Origin of the sequence: Pseudomonas sp. 18058, assembly GCF_902706155.1 — a bacterium.
Taxonomy (GTDB): domain Bacteria; phylum Pseudomonadota; class Gammaproteobacteria; order Pseudomonadales; family Pseudomonadaceae; genus Aquipseudomonas; species Aquipseudomonas rustica.
The window spans coordinates 1-16,507 of record NZ_CACSJY010000084.1 but is presented as its reverse complement, the minus strand read 5'-3'; the positions used below and the strand labels follow the sequence as shown (position 1 = coordinate 16,507).

The 16,507-nt window shown below is 56.3% G+C and carries 14 protein-coding genes and 4 tRNA genes; 14 read left to right on the top strand and 4 right to left on the bottom strand.

Annotation, left to right across the window (positions count from 1 at the left end; genetic code table 11):
• The first annotated feature begins 89 nt into the window (after positions 1–89).
• Complete coding sequence (locus tag GVL50_RS26920; protein ID WP_159815656.1) at positions 90–512, top strand: cell wall hydrolase; 423 nt, start codon at positions 90–92, stop codon at positions 510–512.
• 15 nt (positions 513–527) lie between these two features.
• Here the strand turns inward: GVL50_RS26920 and GVL50_RS26915 are convergent, their stop codons facing one another.
• Positions 528–887, bottom strand: coding sequence for a hypothetical protein (locus GVL50_RS26915; RefSeq protein ID WP_159815655.1), 360 nt, complete (start codon positions 885–887; stop codon positions 528–530).
• A 199-nt stretch (positions 888–1,086) separates the two neighbouring features.
• On the opposite strand from GVL50_RS26915, the gene GVL50_RS26910 reads away from it, so the two are divergent.
• On the top strand, positions 1,087–1,299 hold the full coding sequence (locus tag GVL50_RS26910; RefSeq protein WP_159815654.1) for a hypothetical protein: 213 nt from the start codon (positions 1,087–1,089) through the stop codon (positions 1,297–1,299).
• A gap of 176 nt (positions 1,300–1,475) precedes the next feature.
• Here the strand turns inward: GVL50_RS26910 and GVL50_RS26905 are convergent, their stop codons facing one another.
• Both GVL50_RS26905 and folD read right to left on the bottom strand, forming a co-directional pair.
• Complete coding sequence (locus GVL50_RS26905) at positions 1,476–1,676, bottom strand: hypothetical protein (protein ID WP_159815653.1); 201 nt, start codon at positions 1,674–1,676, stop codon at positions 1,476–1,478.
• A gap of 354 nt (positions 1,677–2,030) precedes the next feature.
• Positions 2,031–2,885 (bottom strand): bifunctional methylenetetrahydrofolate dehydrogenase/methenyltetrahydrofolate cyclohydrolase FolD, encoded by an 855-nt coding sequence (gene folD, locus GVL50_RS26900; RefSeq protein ID WP_053121798.1) that lies wholly within the window; start codon positions 2,883–2,885, stop codon positions 2,031–2,033.
• Positions 2,886–3,161: 276 nt separating this feature from the next.
• Here folD and GVL50_RS26895 point away from each other — a divergent pair.
• From GVL50_RS26895 to GVL50_RS26850, 10 genes are all read left to right on the top strand, one after another.
• Positions 3,162–3,238 (top strand) — tRNA-Arg (locus GVL50_RS26895).
• Positions 3,239–3,270: 32 nt separating this feature from the next.
• Positions 3,271–3,346 (top strand) — tRNA-His (locus tag GVL50_RS26890).
• Positions 3,347–3,403: 57 nt separating this feature from the next.
• Positions 3,404–3,488: transfer RNA gene (locus tag GVL50_RS26885), tRNA-Leu, on the top strand.
• Positions 3,489–3,563: 75 nt separating this feature from the next.
• Positions 3,564–3,639 (top strand) — tRNA-His (locus GVL50_RS26880).
• 400 nt (positions 3,640–4,039) lie between these two features.
• Positions 4,040–5,350, top strand: coding sequence for a trigger factor (tig, locus tag GVL50_RS26875; protein ID WP_053121796.1), 1,311 nt, complete (start codon positions 4,040–4,042; stop codon positions 5,348–5,350).
• Positions 5,351–5,442: 92 nt separating this feature from the next.
• Positions 5,443–6,078, top strand: coding sequence for an ATP-dependent Clp endopeptidase proteolytic subunit ClpP (gene clpP / locus GVL50_RS26870; protein ID WP_007951559.1), 636 nt, complete (start codon positions 5,443–5,445; stop codon positions 6,076–6,078).
• A gap of 112 nt (positions 6,079–6,190) precedes the next feature.
• Positions 6,191–7,474 carry an ATP-dependent Clp protease ATP-binding subunit ClpX gene (gene clpX / locus GVL50_RS26865; RefSeq protein WP_053121794.1) on the top strand — a complete coding sequence of 428 codons (1,284 nt, stop codon included), beginning with the start codon at positions 6,191–6,193 and terminating at the stop codon, positions 7,472–7,474.
• A gap of 163 nt (positions 7,475–7,637) precedes the next feature.
• Positions 7,638–10,034 (top strand): endopeptidase La, encoded by a 2,397-nt coding sequence (lon, locus tag GVL50_RS26860; RefSeq protein WP_053121792.1) that lies wholly within the window; start codon positions 7,638–7,640, stop codon positions 10,032–10,034.
• 148 nt (positions 10,035–10,182) lie between these two features.
• Positions 10,183–10,455 (top strand): HU family DNA-binding protein, encoded by a 273-nt coding sequence (locus GVL50_RS26855; protein ID WP_008077714.1) that lies wholly within the window; start codon positions 10,183–10,185, stop codon positions 10,453–10,455.
• 230 nt (positions 10,456–10,685) lie between these two features.
• Positions 10,686–12,542: a SurA N-terminal domain-containing protein gene (locus tag GVL50_RS26850; protein ID WP_053121790.1), complete on the top strand. Its 1,857-nt coding sequence runs from the start codon at positions 10,686–10,688 to the stop codon at positions 12,540–12,542.
• A gap of 519 nt (positions 12,543–13,061) precedes the next feature.
• Here the strand turns inward: GVL50_RS26850 and GVL50_RS26845 are convergent.
• Positions 13,062–14,267 (bottom strand): MFS transporter, encoded by a 1,206-nt coding sequence (locus GVL50_RS26845; RefSeq protein WP_159815652.1) that lies wholly within the window; start codon positions 14,265–14,267, stop codon positions 13,062–13,064.
• 118 nt (positions 14,268–14,385) lie between these two features.
• Between GVL50_RS26845 and GVL50_RS26840 the strand changes: the two genes are divergently transcribed.
• Together GVL50_RS26840 and GVL50_RS26835 are read left to right on the top strand one after the other, a co-directional pair.
• Complete coding sequence (locus GVL50_RS26840) at positions 14,386–15,294, top strand: LysR family transcriptional regulator (protein WP_159815651.1); 909 nt, start codon at positions 14,386–14,388, stop codon at positions 15,292–15,294.
• Between the two features lie 84 nt (positions 15,295–15,378).
• Complete coding sequence (locus GVL50_RS26835) at positions 15,379–16,254, top strand: DUF2242 domain-containing protein (protein ID WP_159815650.1); 876 nt, start codon at positions 15,379–15,381, stop codon at positions 16,252–16,254.
• The last annotated feature ends 253 nt before the right edge of the window (positions 16,255–16,507 follow it).

Sequence of the window (16,507 nt, the reverse complement as noted above, 5' to 3'; positions counted from 1 at the left end):
CGGTTTCGAAGCCAGGCTTGCGGCACTAGAAGCTGCCGCTTAATCCAAGACGCCGCCATTGAGCGGTATTTTTTTGTCTGGAGGAAAATATGACCATCACCGAAAAAGACCGTGACGTTCTCGCCCGCACGTTGTGGGGCGAGGCGCGCGGCGAGAGTTTGACCGGACAGATCGCCGTAGCGTGGACAGTTCGAAACCGCGTGATCGATGGAAAGGAGAAATCGTGGTGGGGGGAGGGGTATGCGGGCGTTTGCCAGAAACCGTATCAGTTCAGCTGCTGGAACAAGACTGACCCGAACTATCAGTTCCTGATCGGCGTGAAGCAGATCCCGTTTCGCGAACTGGCCCAAGCGCGCATCGCTGCTGACCAGGTGATCGACGGCAAGGTGGCGGATCCCACCGGCGGCGCCACGCACTACTACGCCTCCAGCATCAAGGCGCCGGCTTGGTCGCTGAAGGCAAAGCAGACCCTGAAATTGGGCGGCCACGTCTTTTTCAGGGATGTGCCGTGATTGCCGTGCCCGGCGCTATCGGCTTTCCCGGTCTCGCTTCTCCATAAGCAGTCGCTGATTTTCTTGATGAAGATGATCGCGTTGCTTCGATACCAGCAACATGCTGTTCACCTTGCGGAGCAGTTCCGATCGTTCGTCTTGCAAGCGGGAGACGTTTTCGGCGGCTTTTTGCAGATCTGCTGCGGCCTTGGTTTTTTCAGCAGCCAGTTGGTCGTTCATTTCGACCAACGTAAAAATCCGCTCTCGCATCTGGCGCAGCTGTAGCGTCAGCTCCTCGAACTCGTTTTCGTACATCCTGAGCTGATGCTGGCAGGTTTGGAGCGGAGTCGGGCAACCGAGCCAATCGTCGGTGTCTTCTATATAGAGGGGATCCACGGGTGCGCCTTGCTTGTACTGTTTGGATATACAGTAATCGAGGCGCAGCCGGTGAGCGAGGGTGAGGCGACGAGCTGTAGGATTTTGGATTGGTGTTCAGTCGGCAGAACGCCGAGGGAGGAAAGTGCACGCACTTCGACTGCATTTGCCAATTCTTTGCGATAGCCTCAAGAATCAAACCAAAAGAGGAGTCATCGTTATGGCAAAAGCGTTGTATGGGGTTTATTTCATCTTCGCCCTGGGGTTCGTCGGAATTGGGTATTCGTTTTTCACGGCGTCCAAGGACATGGAGCAGAATGCGTTTTCATGCTTAAGGCTGCCACAGGCCGAAATTGATAAATGCATGGATGGTGTGACACAGCATGCCGCCACTCTTCGGAAAGCTGCCGGGGTTCTTACCGGCCAGAATTGAAAATCACTGTAGGAATATACAACGCTAAGTTATTGATTCTTATAGGGTGATGTGGCGATTTTGAACGTGGTAAGAAATTGTATATTTCCCATGTAAATCAATAGGTTGCGTGGTTGTCGTGGTCACCTTGACATGGTGGGGCAAGGTGACCACAGAGTTACAAGCCGGAGCCTAAATCAGCGAGGCGTTCGGCGAATCAACCTTTCAAATTCTGCCTGCGCATCGTAGAACTCATCCCGAACAGAAAGCCACACCGCTACGTCTTGCTCAGTATGCGCGGGATTTGATTCTAGTAGCTCCCATTGGGCGCAATGCCGATCAAAGGCGACATTCGCCTTTTCCCGAGCTTGATCAACGTAAACAGAAATTGTGTTCATAGATTAGATTCCTTAGCGGTTTACACCGGTTGTGAATCTCTCAGCTCAGCGCTGGGAGCAACAGCATCTCGTACCAATATTTGTACCACTGGGTGTGTTTCGCAGTAGATCGGTGTGTGGTGCAGGGTAGGCAAACCCCAATAAACATTAGGATTATCTACCCGGAGACCCATAGCAAAACCCACAAACAATACTAGGAGTATGGCTGAAGATCTGTCGATGGTTGTTTGAGTGACCTGAAAATCTCGTGAAAAGGCCTGTAAAAAGAGGGGTTTCCGGCGAACGGTTATAGTTTTTTCTCGAATACGAAAAACCCCGCACGGGGCGGGGTTTTGATGCTGCGAAAAAACCGACTTAAGCGTGCAGGGTTTCTGCTGCGTAGAGGGTGTTTTCCAGCAGGCAGGCACGGGTCATCGGGCCAACACCGCCCGGGACTGGCGTGATCCAGCCAGCGCGGGGCAGGGCGGTTTCGTAAACAACATCGCCGACCAGTTTGCCGTCGTCCTGACGGTTAATGCCGACGTCAACGACGATCGCGCCTTCCTTGATCCACTCGCCCTTGACCAGGCCCGGCTTGCCGGCGGCGACGACCACCAGATCAGCACGGCCGACGTGGCCGGCCAGATCCTTGGTGAAGCGGTGGGTCACGGTCACGGTGCAACCGGCCAGCAACAGTTCCATCGCCATCGGGCGACCGACGATGTTGGAAGCGCCAACGACCACCGCGTCCAGACCATAAAGATCAACACCGGTGCTTTCCAGCAGGGTCATGATGCCTTTAGGCGTGCACGGACGCAGCAGCGGGATGCGCTGGGCCAGACGGCCGACGTTATAAGGATGGAAACCGTCGACGTCTTTGTCCGGGCGGATGCGCTCCAACAATTTGGAGGCGTCCAGGTGCTCAGGCAGCGGCAGTTGCAGGAGGATGCCGTCGATCGCAGGGTCGTCGTTGAGGCGATCGATCAGATCGGTCAACGCTTGTTGCGTGGTTTCGGAGGGCAGGTCGTAGGCTTGAGAGAGGAAGCCGACCTCTTCACAGTCTTTACGCTTGTGCGAGACATAAACCTGAGAGGCAGGATCGCTGCCGACCAGGATCACCGCGAGGCCGGGAGTGCGCAGGCCTTGCTGGCGACGCTCGGCAACTCGTTTGGCGATCTGCTGGCGCAGGCTGGCGGCGATCGATTTGCCGTCGATTAGTTGTGCAGTCATTGCGCGTGATTAACCATCGAGAGGGGAAAAAAAGAGAACGCATTCTCGCATGTCGGGCGGTGAGGGCAAAGGCGCTTGGTCAGCAAATTCCCCTAACTCCTTTAATTAAATGAATTTTTTTCAAAAAGGATTTGACGACCTTCGGAGCGCTCTATACTATTCGTCGCACTTGTCGGGCACAGCCTAGCACTGGTTAAGAAGGTCGAGCAGGATTACGGTTTTGCGAAGACTGGAAAGCACTTAGTTTGTAGTTCTTTTAGAGTACAGATTAATAAGGCGCCCGTAGCTCAGCTGGATAGAGCATCCGCCTTCTAAGCGGATGGTCGCAGGTTCGAGTCCTGCCGGGTGCGCCATTAGGCAGCTTTGGCACAAGTAACGCGATATGGTGGGCGTAGCTCAGTTGGTAGAGCACGGGATTGTGACTCCCGTTGTCGTGGGTTCGATCCCCATCGTCCACCCCATATTTCGAAAGGCGCCAGATGTAACAGTCTGGCGCCTTTGCTTTAAAAGCTTCATCCGCGGATGTGGTGGAATTGGTAGACACACTGGATTTAGGTTCCAGCGCCGCGAGGCGTAAGAGTTCGAGTCTCTTCATCCGCACCAAACAAGCTTCATTCATGCCGTTGGCTTGATGAGGTTCAACAAAGAAGTTAAACGGCTTTTTTGTTACGCAATATGGTGGGCGTAGCTCAGTTGGTAGAGCACGGGATTGTGACTCCCGTTGTCGTGGGTTCGATCCCCATCGTCCACCCCATATTTCGAAAGGCGCCAGATTTAACAGTCTGGCGCCTTTTTTGTTTTAGCGGTTTGAGAAATCGGCGACCGCGGTTTTCGGGTCGCAGGGCAGGGCGTTTCGTCGTATTGATGTTTCTGGATGATGCCGCGCTGCCCGCCGGTCTTGCTTGCAGGGTCGGCCGTCAGGGAATGATCGGGATCCCTTCTATATATAGAAGAGGTTGCCGCAGAGCCTTGGCGTGATTGGTTGTATTCGCCTGTGGTGCGCGATGCATTCGTGTATTCGCACCGATAAATTGCCTGCTGTTTTTTTACCCGTTTTCAGTAGGGTGACTTCTTGAGTTTGACCCACTAGAATGCATGCCCTTGATTCTGGGGTCGGAAACGGCCGGCTAACGTCTGTGCAACGAGGAATATCCATGCAAGTTTCTGTTGAAAATACTACTGCTCTTGAGCGCCGCATGAGCGTCACCGTGCCGGCTGAGCGCATTGAGAGCCAGGTCAACAAGCGTCTGCAGCAGACTGCCCAAAAGGCCAAGATTGCTGGCTTCCGTCCAGGCAAAGTGCCAATGAGCGAAATCAAGCGCCGTTTCGGTGCTGATGCTCGTCAGGAAGCTGTCGGCGACGTGATCCAGTCCTCCTTCTACGAAGCTGTGGTTGAGCAGAAGCTGAACCCGGCCGGTTCGCCGTCGATCGAGCCTAAGTCGCTCGAAGCGGGCAAGGACCTGGAATACGTCGCAGTGTTCGAAGTGTTCCCGGAGTTCACCGTTGCCGGCTTCGACGGCATCACCGTTGAGCGCCTGAGCGCTGACGTGGCTGACGCTGACCTGGACAAAATGCTCGACATCCTGCGCAAGCAGAACACCCGTTTTGAAGTGGCCGATCGCGCTGCCCAGAACGAAGACCAGCTGAACATCGATTTCGTTGGCAAGGTTGACGGCGAAGTATTCGCTGGCGGCTCCGCCAAAGGCACCCAGCTGGTACTGGGTTCCGGCCGCATGATCCCGGGCTTCGAAGAAGGTCTGGTTGGCGCTAAGGCTGGCGAAGAACGCGTTCTGAACCTGACCTTCCCAGAGGACTATCAGAACCTGGACCTGGCTGGCAAAACCGCCGAGTTCACCGTGACCGTCAACACTGTGTCCGAGCCTAAGCTGCCTGAGCTGAACGAAGAGTTCTTCGCTCAATTCGGCATCAAGGAAAGCGGCATCGACGGTTTCCGCACCGAAGTTCGCAAGAACATGGAGCGTGAACTGCGTCAGGCGATCAAATCCAAGGTCAAGAATCAGGTAATGGACGGTCTGCTGGCCACCAACCCGATCGAAGTGCCTAAGGCTCTGCTGGCCAACGAAGTTGACCGTCTGCGCGTGCAGGCTGTTCAGCAGTTCGGCGGCAACATCAAGCCTGATCAACTGCCGGCCGAGCTGTTCGAAGAGCAAGCCAAGCGCCGCGTTGTGCTGGGTCTGATCGTTGCTGAAGTGGTCAAGCAATTCGACCTGAAGCCTGACGAAGCTCGCGTTCGCGAAATGATTCAGGAAATGGCTTCCGCTTACCAGGAGCCTGAGCAGGTTGTGTCGTGGTACTACAAGAACGAGCAGCAACTGAACGAAGTGCGTTCGGTTGTGCTGGAAGAACAAGTTGTGGATACTGTTCTGCAGAAAGCTAGTGTGACCGACAAGTCGGTCTCTTACGAAGAAGCAGTCAAGCCGGTAGAAGCTCCACAAGCCGACTGATTGTTTTTGCGTTAAGAAATACACACATAAGCCAGCTTTCGAGCTGGCTTATGCGTATTCAAGACATAACTATTTGGGAGTGACTGCAGAGCATGTTCCGTAATTCGTATATTCAGCAGAACTCTGATATCCAGGCCGCAGGCGGCCTGGTTCCGATGGTTGTCGAGCAGTCCGCTCGTGGCGAACGCGCCTACGACATCTATTCGCGCCTTCTCAAGGAGCGAGTGATCTTTCTGGTTGGGCCGGTAGAGGACTACATGGCCAACCTGATTTGTGCGCAACTGCTGTTCCTTGAAGCGGAAAACCCGGACAAGGATATCCATCTCTATATCAACTCCCCGGGCGGTTCGGTAACGGCTGGCATGTCGATCTACGACACCATGCAGTTCATCAAACCCAATGTGTCGACCACCTGCATCGGTCAGGCCTGCAGCATGGGCGCGTTCTTGTTGACCGCCGGTGCACCTGGCAAGCGTTTCTGCCTGCCGAACTCGCGTGTGATGATTCACCAGCCACTGGGCGGTTTCCAGGGCCAGGCATCGGATATCGAAATCCATGCCAAGGAAATCCTCTTCATCCGCGAGCGCCTGAACACGCTGATGGCCAAGCACAGTGGGCGTACCCTTGAAGAAATCGAGCGTGATACCAACCGCGATAACTTCATGAGTGCAGAAGCTGCGAAGGAATACGGCTTGATCGATGAAGTGATCAACCAGCGCCCAGCTTAAAATAAGCAACTCAAAATAGGCTTGGTCGGCGAGTCTGTTCGCCAGCGGGCTTGAAAAAGCCCGCAATAGCCTTCATCTTGTGTTGCAAGCCTATCGGATTTGGATCGAACGAATGACTGACACCCGCAACGGCGAGGACAACGGCAAGCTGCTCTATTGCTCCTTCTGTGGCAAAAGCCAGCATGAAGTGCGCAAATTGATTGCCGGCCCCTCGGTCTTTATCTGCGACGAGTGCGTCGACCTGTGCAATGACATCATCCGCGAGGAGGTGCAGGAAGCACAGGCCGAGAGCAGCGCGCATAAATTGCCTTCGCCTAAAGAAATCAGCGGCATCCTTGATCAATACGTCATTGGTCAGGAGCGTGCGAAAAAGGTTCTGGCCGTAGCGGTGTACAACCACTACAAGCGCCTTAACCAGCGTGACAAAAAGGCTGACGACGTCGAACTCGGCAAGAGCAACATCCTGCTGATCGGCCCGACAGGCTCCGGTAAAACCCTGCTGGCCGAAACACTGGCCCGCTTGCTGAACGTTCCGTTCACCATCGCCGACGCAACCACCCTCACCGAGGCGGGTTATGTAGGTGAAGACGTCGAGAACATCATTCAGAAGCTGCTGCAGAAGTGCGATTACGACGTAGAGAAAGCCCAGATGGGTATTGTCTACATCGATGAAATCGACAAGATTTCGCGCAAGTCCGACAACCCGTCGATCACCCGGGACGTTTCCGGTGAAGGCGTGCAGCAGGCCTTGCTCAAGTTGATCGAAGGCACGGTCGCTTCCGTACCGCCGCAAGGTGGCCGCAAGCATCCGCAGCAGGAATTCCTGCAGGTCGACACCCGTAACATCCTGTTCATCTGCGGTGGTGCGTTCTCGGGTCTGGAAAAGGTTATTCAAAACCGTTCCACCAAAGGCGGCATCGGTTTCAACGCAGAAGTGCGCAGCAAGGAAGAAGGCAAGAAAGTCGGTGAATCCCTGCGTGAAGTCGAGCCTGACGATCTGGTCAAGTTCGGTCTGATCCCGGAATTCGTCGGTCGTCTGCCGGTACTTGCGACGCTGGACGAGCTCGACGAGGCTGCGCTGATGCAGATTCTCACCGAGCCGAAGAATGCTCTGACCAAACAGTATGCCAAGCTGTTCGAGATGGAAGGCGTCGATCTGGAATTCCGTGCTGACGCGCTGAAATCCGTCGCCAAACGTGCCCTGGAACGAAAGACCGGTGCTCGTGGCCTGCGCTCGATTCTCGAAGGTGTATTGCTCGACACGATGTATGAAATCCCATCGCAGTCTGAGGTGAGCAAAGTCGTGATCGATGAAAGCGTGATCGAAGGCAAGTCCAAGCCACTGTATATCTACGAAAACAGTGAGCCGGCAGCCAAGGCAGCACCGGACGCGTAAGCGTCCACCCTGCCGCAACAAAGAAGGGGCCTTCGGGCCTCTTTTTTTTTATGGCATTTTTTACATCCGCTTTGCGCTTGTTTTTTTTCAAGGCAGCCCCCATCTTGGTTTCAAGCTCAATTCCATCTGATTACGGCCATATGGCCGCCGTAGAGGCGAAATCATGAAGACAACCATCGAATTGCCTCTCCTGCCATTGCGTGATGTCGTGGTTTATCCGCACATGGTTATCCCACTGTTCGTGGGGCGCGAGAAATCCATCGAAGCCCTCGAGGCCGCGATGACGGGCGACAAGCAGATCCTGCTGCTGGCCCAGAGAAACCCGGCTGACGACGATCCCGGTGAAGACGCTCTCTATCGCGTAGGTACCATCGCTACCGTTCTGCAACTGCTCAAGCTGCCTGACGGCACTGTCAAAGTGCTGGTCGAGGGTGAGCAGCGCGGTACTGTTGAGCGTTTCAGCGAAGTTGACGGCCACTGCCGCGCTGAAGTCTCGCTGATCGAAGAAGTCGACGCCGCCGAGCGCGAATCCGAAGTGTTCGTGCGCACACTGCTGTCGCAGTTCGAACAATATGTGCAGTTGGGCAAAAAAGTCCCGGCTGAAGTCCTGTCGTCGCTCAACAGCATCGATGAGCCGGGTCGTCTGGTCGACACCATGGCCGCGCACATGGCGCTGAAAATCGAGCAGAAGCAGGAAATCCTCGAAATCATCGATTTGTCGGCCCGGGTCGAGCACGTTCTGGCGCTGCTGGATGCCGAGATCGATCTGCTGCAAGTCGAAAAACGCATTCGTGGCCGCGTCAAAAAGCAAATGGAGCGCAGTCAGCGCGAGTACTACCTGAATGAGCAGATGAAGGCCATTCAGAAAGAACTCGGCGACAGCGACGAAGGCCACAACGAAATCGAAGACCTGAAAAAGCGTATCGACGCTGCCGGTCTGCCGAAAGACGCGTTGGCCAAAGCCACGGCCGAGCTGAACAAGCTCAAGCAAATGTCGCCGATGTCCGCTGAGGCCACCGTGGTGCGCTCGTACATCGACTGGCTGGTGCAGGTGCCGTGGAAGGCACAGAGCAAGGTACGCCTTGATCTGGCGCGCGCTGAAGACATTCTCGACGCCGACCACTACGGCCTCGAAGAGGTCAAGGAACGAATCCTTGAATACCTCGCCGTGCAAAAACGTGTGAAAAAAATTCGTGGCCCGGTGTTGTGCCTGGTCGGTCCTCCTGGCGTGGGTAAAACCTCGCTGGCCGAGTCGATCGCTCACGCCACCAACCGTAAATTCGTGCGCATGGCCCTCGGTGGTGTGCGGGATGAAGCGGAAATTCGTGGTCACCGCCGGACTTACATCGGTTCGATGCCGGGAAGATTGATTCAAAAGATGACAAAAGTGGGCGTTCGCAACCCGCTGTTCCTGCTCGATGAAATCGACAAAATGGGCAGCGACATGCGTGGCGATCCGGCGTCGGCGTTGCTGGAAGTGCTCGATCCAGAGCAAAACCACAACTTCAACGATCACTATCTGGAAGTCGATTACGACCTCTCGGATGTGATGTTCCTGTGCACCTCGAACTCGATGAACATCCCGCCGGCGCTGCTCGACCGCATGGAAGTCATCCGTCTGCCGGGCTACACCGAAGACGAAAAGATCAACATTGCCGTCAAATATCTCTCGCCAAAACAGATCACCGCTAACGGTCTGAAGAAGGGCGAGATTGAATTTGATGAAGAAGCGATCCGCGACATCATCCGTTACTACACCCGTGAAGCCGGTGTGCGTGGCCTCGAACGTCAGATCGCCAAGGTCTGCCGCAAGGCTGTGAAAGAGCACGCGCTGGAAAAACGCTTCTCGGTAAAAGTGACAGCTGACTTGCTGGAACACTTCCTCGGCGTACGTAAATTCCGTTACGGTCTGGCTGAGCAACAGGATCAGATCGGTCAAGTGACCGGCCTTGCCTGGACTCAGGTTGGCGGCGAATTGCTGACCATCGAAGCTGCTGTCGTGCCGGGTAAAGGTCAACTGATCAAGACCGGTTCGTTGGGTGATGTGATGGTCGAATCGATCACCGCAGCCCTAACCGTCGTGCGCAGCCGTGCCAAGAGCCTGGGCATTCCTGTGGACTTCCACGAGAAGCGCGACACGCACATTCACATGCCGGAAGGCGCGACCCCGAAAGACGGTCCTAGCGCCGGTGTAGGCATGTGCACGGCCTTGGTGTCGGCATTGACCGGCATTCCGGTGCGCGCTGATGTCGCCATGACCGGTGAAATCACCTTGCGCGGTCAAGTGCTGGCAATTGGTGGTCTGAAGGAAAAACTGCTCGCGGCACACCGCGGTGGAATCAAGGTTGTGATTATTCCTGAAGAAAACGTACGTGATCTCAAGGAGATTCCGGACAACATCAAGCAGGATCTGCAGATTAAACCGGTTAAATGGATTGACGAGGTCCTGCAAATTGCGCTGCAATACGCGCCGGAGCCCTTGCCGGATGTGGCTCCGGAGATAGTTGCCAAGGATGAAAAACGTGAGTCTGATGCTAAGGAAAGAATTAGCACGCATTAGTATGCTTTTGCCTGGGTGGCTTCCTTGACAGCTTTTTAGAGCCCTTGTTATAAAGCGGCTCTTAAGTGTCTGTAGGCCATTCAGCACTCGTTTTTGCTTTCACCAAAAAACTTAGAATCATCTCAAAATAGATATAAGGGGACTTAGAGTGAACAAGTCGGAACTGATTGATGCTATCGCTGCATCCGCTGATATCCCGAAAGCTGCTGCTGGCCGTGCGCTGGACGCTGTAATCGAATCCGTCACTGGCGCTCTCAAGGCTGGCGACTCCGTTGTTCTGGTTGGTTTCGGTACGTTCTCCGTGACTGATCGTCCAGCTCGCGTTGGTCGTAACCCACAGACCGGCAAGACGCTGCAAATCGCTGCTGCTAAAAAACCAGGCTTCAAAGCCGGCAAAGCACTGAAAGAAGCGGTTAACTAAGTTCGTTACAAGTTTTTACCCATCCGGGTCGGGGTCATCCCTGACTTGGCAGCGGAGCGGTAGAGCAGGTCGCTGAAACAGGCGCCTGTAACGCCGGGATCGAGGGTTCGAGCCCTGTCCGCTCCGCCAGTTACGAGAAGGCGCATCCTCGGATGCGCCTTTCTTCTATCCGGATTCTACCCACGCTCCACGGTTGCCTAATTTGAAGTTCAACCGTTTCTGGGGGACGCATGCTGCAGAATATCAGGGACAATTCACAAGGCTGGATTGCCAAGACCATTATCGGGGCCATCATTTTGCTGATGGCTTTGACCGGTTTCGACGCCATTTTCCAGGCCACGACTCACAAGAACGAGGCGGCCCAGGTCAATGGTGAAGAGATCAGCCAGAACGAGCTTAGCCAGGCGGTTGATATGCAACGCCGTCAGCTGATGCAACAGCTGGGCAAAGATTTCGACGCTTCGCTGCTGGATGAAAAAATGCTTCGCGAATCGGCCCTCAAGGGTTTGATTGATCGCAAGCTGCTGCTGCAAGGCGCAGAACAATCGAAGTTCGCTTTCTCCGAAGGCGCTCTGGATCAGGTGATCCTGCAAACCCCTGAATTCCAGGTGGACGGCAAGTTCAGCTCCGATCGTTTCGACCAGGTGATCCGTCAACTGGGCTATAGCCGTATGCAATTCCGCCAGATGCTGGCTCAGGAAATGCTGATCGGCCAACTGCGTGCCGGTATCGGCGGCAGCGGTTTCGTCACCGACGCTGAAGTGCTGGCCTTTGCCCGTCTGGAAAAACAGACCCGTGATTTCGCCACCCTGAGCGTCAAAGCCGACCCAGCCTCGGTCAAGCTGACTGACGATGAGGTCAAGGCTTACTACGACGAACACGCCAAAGAGTTCATGACTCCGGATCAGGTGATCGTCGATTACGTTGAGCTGAAGAAGGCCTCGTTCTTCGACCAGGTCACCGTGAAAGATGAAGACCTGCAGGCGGCGTATCAGAAAGATATCGCCAACCTGTCGGAACAGCGTCGTGCTGCGCACATCCTGATCGAAGTGAACGACAAGACTACTGAAGCTCAGGCTAAAGCGAAGATCGAAGACGTCCAGGCGCGTTTGGCCAAGGGCGAGAAATTCGAAGCGCTGGCCAAGGAGTTCTCGCAGGATCCGGGTTCGGCCAACAATGGCGGTGACCTCGGTTTCGCAGGCCCTGGCGTTTACGACCCGGCCTTCGAAAAAGCCCTGTACTCGCTGAACAAGGATCAAGTCTCCGAGCCGGTTCGCACCGATTTCGGTTACCACCTGATCAAGCTGCTGGGTGTTGAAGCGCCAGAAGTGCCAACCCTGGCCAGCCTGAAAGACAAGCTGACCCGCGATCTGAAAGCCGCGCAGGTTGAGCAGCGTTTCGTCGAGGCGACCAAGCAACTGGAAGACTCCGCGTTCGAAGCTTCCGACCTGGCCCAGCCAGCGGCGGATCTGAAACTGACCGTGCACACCTCCAAGCCGTTTGGCCGTGAAGGTGGCGAAGGTCTGGCGGCCAACCGTGCTGTGGTGACTGCTGCATTCAGCACTGAAGTGATTGATGAAGGCGCCAACAGCACCGCCATCGAGCTGGATCCGGATACCGTGGTTGTGTTGCGTGCCAAGGAACACTTGAAGCCTGCGCAATTGCCTCTGGAAAGCGTGAACGTGGCTATCCGCGCTCAGTTGACCAAAGAGCATGCCAGCGCGGCTGCCAAGACTCAGGCCGAGAAGCTGATTGCTGATCTGCGTGAAGGCAAGGCAGTTGATGCGCAGAACTGGAAAGTCACCCAAGCGGCCACTCGTGCGCAGGAAGGTGTTGATCCGGCGGTTCTGCAGGCGTTGTTCCGTATGCCGAAGCCGGCTGCCAAGGACAAGCCTACGTTTAGCAGTGTGACGTTGCCGGACGGTAGTTTGATGATTGTGCGTCTGAATGGCGTGAATGAAGCGGCTGCACCGACTGAGGAAGAGAAGGTGCAGTACCGTCGCTTCCTGGCGTCGCGTGAAGGTCAGCAGGACTTTGCGGCGTATCGTAAACAGTTGGAAGCTCAGGCTGAGATCAAGCGGTTTTGATCGTTGACTGAGTTTTAGAGAAAGCCCTGACGTGAGTTGGGGCTTTTTTTTTGGTTGGGGGGGTTGGGTGTATATCCGTTTTTTGGGTGATGGCTGTTATTGGTTCCGCCCTTACGGCGGGTCACTTTTGCAGACGCCCAAAAGTAACCAAAACGCTTTGCCCTGACGTCCGGCCCTCGCTAAGGCTCGGGTTCCTTCGCTCCGGGTTCATCCGGGGGCATCGCCTACGGTTTGCTTCGCTGCACCTCCTCTCGATGCTTTCCCCGTATGAATCCCTCCACTCAGCCTCCCGACGGGCTCTAAGATCAAAAGCAGGCGAGCTGACACTCGGCCTAGTGTTTGGCTTGGGTTCGCCGCGATTTCATGTAGGAGCTGCCGAAGGCTGCGATCTTTTGATCTTGCTTGTGTAGGAGCAGAGCTTGCTCGCGAAGGCTGCCCTGTACTCAATCCCTGTGGGAGCTAGCCTGCTAGCGAAGGCAACCTGTCAGCCAACCAAAGTCTAAATGCCTGTGTTCACCCTTATCTGGTTCGCGGAAACCCATGGGTTCTCGCTGTCACCGTCGCACACAGACTCATCAGCAACAACGCGATCACAATCCATGGAAACGCTCCAACCCCTAAATTATCCAGCAACAACCCCCCAGCCAATCCACCACCCGCAATTCCGACATTCCACAACGTCACCAACATCGATTGCGCAGTATCCGCAGCATCCTTCGCCGTTTTCGCCGAGGCTGTTTGCAGCAGCGAAGGCATCGCACCAAATGCGAGGCCCCAAACTGCCGTAGCGATATAGATCACGCCGGCGGACTCGCGCCACAAACCCAACACAATCGCTGACAGCATGAACAGTGCTGCGCTGATCAGTACCAATTCGCGTAGCCAGCGATCAATCAGGCTACCGACGATCCACAAGCTCAGCACCGACGCCAGGCCGAACACCAGCAGCACGCGGTCAACGGAGGCATCGAGTCCGGACGGTTTCAGGAACGGGGCGATGTAGGTGTAGAGCAGATTGTGTGCGACGACGTAGGTCAAGGTCACGAACAGCACCGGTCGTACGCCCGGGAGGGTAAATACCTTACGCAATGGCAGACGTTTTCCTTCTGGTTCTCCGGCGAAGTCGGGGACTTGCCAGCGTACCCAGATCACTAGCAGCACGGTCAGGGCGGTCATGATGGCGAAGCTCAGGCGCCAGCCGATCAAGGTGCCGAGCAGGGTGCCGGCCGGGATGCCCAGTGAAAGCGCAATGGGGGCGCCAAGCATAGCGACGGTGATGGCGCGGCCTTGCAGATGGGGGGCGACCATGCGGCTGGCGTAGCCGGCGAGTAGTGCCCAGAGCAGGCCGGCGAATATGCCGGCAATCAGGCGTGCGATCAGGGTTAGCCAGTACAACTCCGAAAGGGCGGTGATGCTGTTGGCGATGGCGAAGCCGCCGATGGCGGAGAGCAGCAGGGGGCGTCGGCGCCAGCTACGGGTGGCGAGGGTTAGTGGAATGGCGGCGAGTATTGAGCCGATGGCGTACATCGTCACCAGTTGTCCGATCAGTGCCTGGGAGACGTTCAAGCCGCTGCTCATTTGTGGCAGCAGGCCGGCGGGCAGGGCTTCGGTCATAACGGTGATGAAGCCGGCGGTGGCCAGGGCCAGCAGGGCGCCGAGGGGTAAGCGTTCGCGTTGTTGGAGCGAAGCTTCAAGTGGGCGGCAGGTGAGTTGTGCGTCGTTCATGAGCATTCATCCGTGGGCAAAGGTCAACGAGTGCACAGGGTAGGGCGCTGCGACTTGGCGAAAAACAGGTTAAGGTTCCGAACATATCGGACACGGATGTCTTGAATCGGGAGGGTGTATGGATCGCCTTGGCAGTATTTCGGTATTCATTCAGGTCGCCGAGACGCGCAGTTTTACTGAGGCGGGTCGGCTGACCGGGGTGTCTTCATCGGCAGTTGGCAAAAGCATTGCGCGTCTGGAGGCGCGGCTGGGGGTGCGCTTGTTTCATCGCACCACGCGTAGTATCACGCTGACCAGCGAGGGGGCATTGTTCCTACAGCGTTGCCGTAAAATTCTGGCGGATGTTGAGGCTGCAGAGTTCGAACTGTGTGATGCCGCTGCGCAACCGCAGGGAAAATTGCGTATCAGTGTGCCGCAGGTGTTGGGTCTGGTGATGCCGGTGATGACCGAGTTCATGACGCTGTACCCGCAGATTGAGCTGGATCTGGATTTGACCGATCGCATGGTCGATGTGGTGGAGGAGGGCTTCGACGCGGTGATTCGCACCGGCAAACCGCGTGACTCGCGGTTGATGGCGCGGCCGTTGGGGGAATTTCGGATGGTGTTGGTCGCCAGTCCCGCATATCTGCAGCAGCGGGGTACGCCGCAACAGCCTGCCGAGCTGGCCGATCACGCCTGTTTGCGTCACATCTTTCACGCCACTGGCAAACTCGAGCCGTGGCCGCTACGGCGTGAGGAGGGTGCGGATGAGCCGAAATTGCCGCCCCGGCTGGTGAGTACGTCCATTGAGGCGGTGAGCCACGCGGCGCTGGCGGGGATGGGCATTGCCTGCCTGCCGGATTTCATGACCCGCGACGCGGAATCGCAGGGGTTGCTGCATCGGGTGCTGGATACGCATCTGCAACATGTCGGGCAGTTCTGGGTGTTGTGGCCGTCGAGTCGCCACGCCACCGCGAAGTTGCGGGTTTTCATCGATCATTTGGCGTTGCGACTTTTTCCGGTAAATGACGGTCGGATAGAGTTGTAACTGTTTCAAGACACTAATCCATACGGCGCGGGTCAGCGATCTGTTGCACAATACGCCCCGGACTGTTTTCCCCCAGGATGTTTAATGTTGATTTCCACTCCCTTGCGTGTTGTCGGTTTGGCGTTGTTGGTGGCTTCTGTCGCCGGCTGTTCGAAAGACAAGCCGATGTATGAGCATGAGAATTTCGACGATTCCGGCATGTTTTCGCGTAATTACCCGGTCGCCGACACCGCCAGTTGCGAAGCCGCACGGCGTGCGTTGCTTAGCCAGGGTTACATCATCACCAGCAGCGACCCGAAACTGGTCAGTGGCCACAAGAGCTTCCAGCAGACCGGCGATACGCACTTGGAGATCAGCTTCAACGTGGTCTGCGCCGAAGACAGCAGCGGCAAACATCACGCGACAATGTTCGCCAACGCCCTGCAGGATCGCTATGCACTGAAGAAGACCAACAACTCGGCCAGCCTCGGTGTTGGCGTGTTGGGCTCGGTGTCGATGCCGATCGGCTCGTCGGACGACTCGATGGTGAAAGTCGCCAGCGAGACGGTGATTTCGCAGAAGTTCTACGAGCGTTTCTTCACGTTGGTCGAGCAGTTCCTGCCGGCGGATGCGAAGAAAGCGGCGCACATCGAAGAGAAGCCGAAGGCTGATCTCGGCGTACCTGAGCCGAAACCTGTGGCTGCGCCATTGGCACCGGTGCCGGCGGCAGAAACCGCTCCAGCCCCGACGCCTGCTCCGGTTGCGACGCCTGCACCTGCTGCAGAACCGGCGCCGGCACCAGCCGAAGTTGCCCCGGTCAGCTCTGAACCTGTTGCCCCACCTGCGGAGTCCGCGCCAATCACCCCGGCTCCAGTCGCAGAACCCGCGCCGACACCGGAAGTGATCACGCCACCGGCCAATCCAACAGACATCCCGCCACCGTCCGAGCCAATCCAGGCGATGCCAGCCTCCGGTCAGTAATCCAAAGCCGAGCCATATCCCCTGTGGGAGCGGGCTTGCTCGCGAAGGCGGTGTATCAGTCGATAGCTTTATCAACTGACACGGCCCCTTCGCGAGCAAGCCCGCTCCCACAGTGGTTTTTAGTGTGGCCAAAGGTTGCGTGATACTCCGCTGACCGCCGGCATCCGAACCAATCCCGGCGATGCCAGCCTCCGGCCAGTAATCCAGCTCAAACTTCTGTAGGAGCAAGGCTTGCCCGCGAAGGCGTCAGACC

Coding starts and splice junctions, on each gene's coding strand:
- clpX (WP_053121794.1), top strand. CDS start 6,191: ATGACTGACACCCGCAACGGCGAGGACAACGGCAAGCTGCTCTATTGC.
- GVL50_RS26840 (WP_159815651.1), top strand. CDS start 14,386: ATGGATCGCCTTGGCAGTATTTCGGTATTCATTCAGGTCGCCGAGACG.
- GVL50_RS26850 (WP_053121790.1), top strand. CDS start 10,686: ATGCTGCAGAATATCAGGGACAATTCACAAGGCTGGATTGCCAAGACC.
- lon (WP_053121792.1), top strand. CDS start 7,638: ATGAAGACAACCATCGAATTGCCTCTCCTGCCATTGCGTGATGTCGTG.
- clpP (WP_007951559.1), top strand. CDS start 5,443: ATGTTCCGTAATTCGTATATTCAGCAGAACTCTGATATCCAGGCCGCA.
- GVL50_RS26910 (WP_159815654.1), top strand. CDS start 1,087: ATGGCAAAAGCGTTGTATGGGGTTTATTTCATCTTCGCCCTGGGGTTC.
- GVL50_RS26845 (WP_159815652.1), bottom strand. CDS start 14,267: ATGAACGACGCACAACTCACCTGCCGCCCACTTGAAGCTTCGCTCCAA.
- GVL50_RS26920 (WP_159815656.1), top strand. CDS start 90: ATGACCATCACCGAAAAAGACCGTGACGTTCTCGCCCGCACGTTGTGG.
- tig (WP_053121796.1), top strand. CDS start 4,040: ATGCAAGTTTCTGTTGAAAATACTACTGCTCTTGAGCGCCGCATGAGC.
- GVL50_RS26905 (WP_159815653.1), bottom strand. CDS start 1,676: ATGAACACAATTTCTGTTTACGTTGATCAAGCTCGGGAAAAGGCGAAT.
- folD (WP_053121798.1), bottom strand. CDS start 2,885: ATGACTGCACAACTAATCGACGGCAAATCGATCGCCGCCAGCCTGCGC.
- GVL50_RS26835 (WP_159815650.1), top strand. CDS start 15,379: ATGTTGATTTCCACTCCCTTGCGTGTTGTCGGTTTGGCGTTGTTGGTG.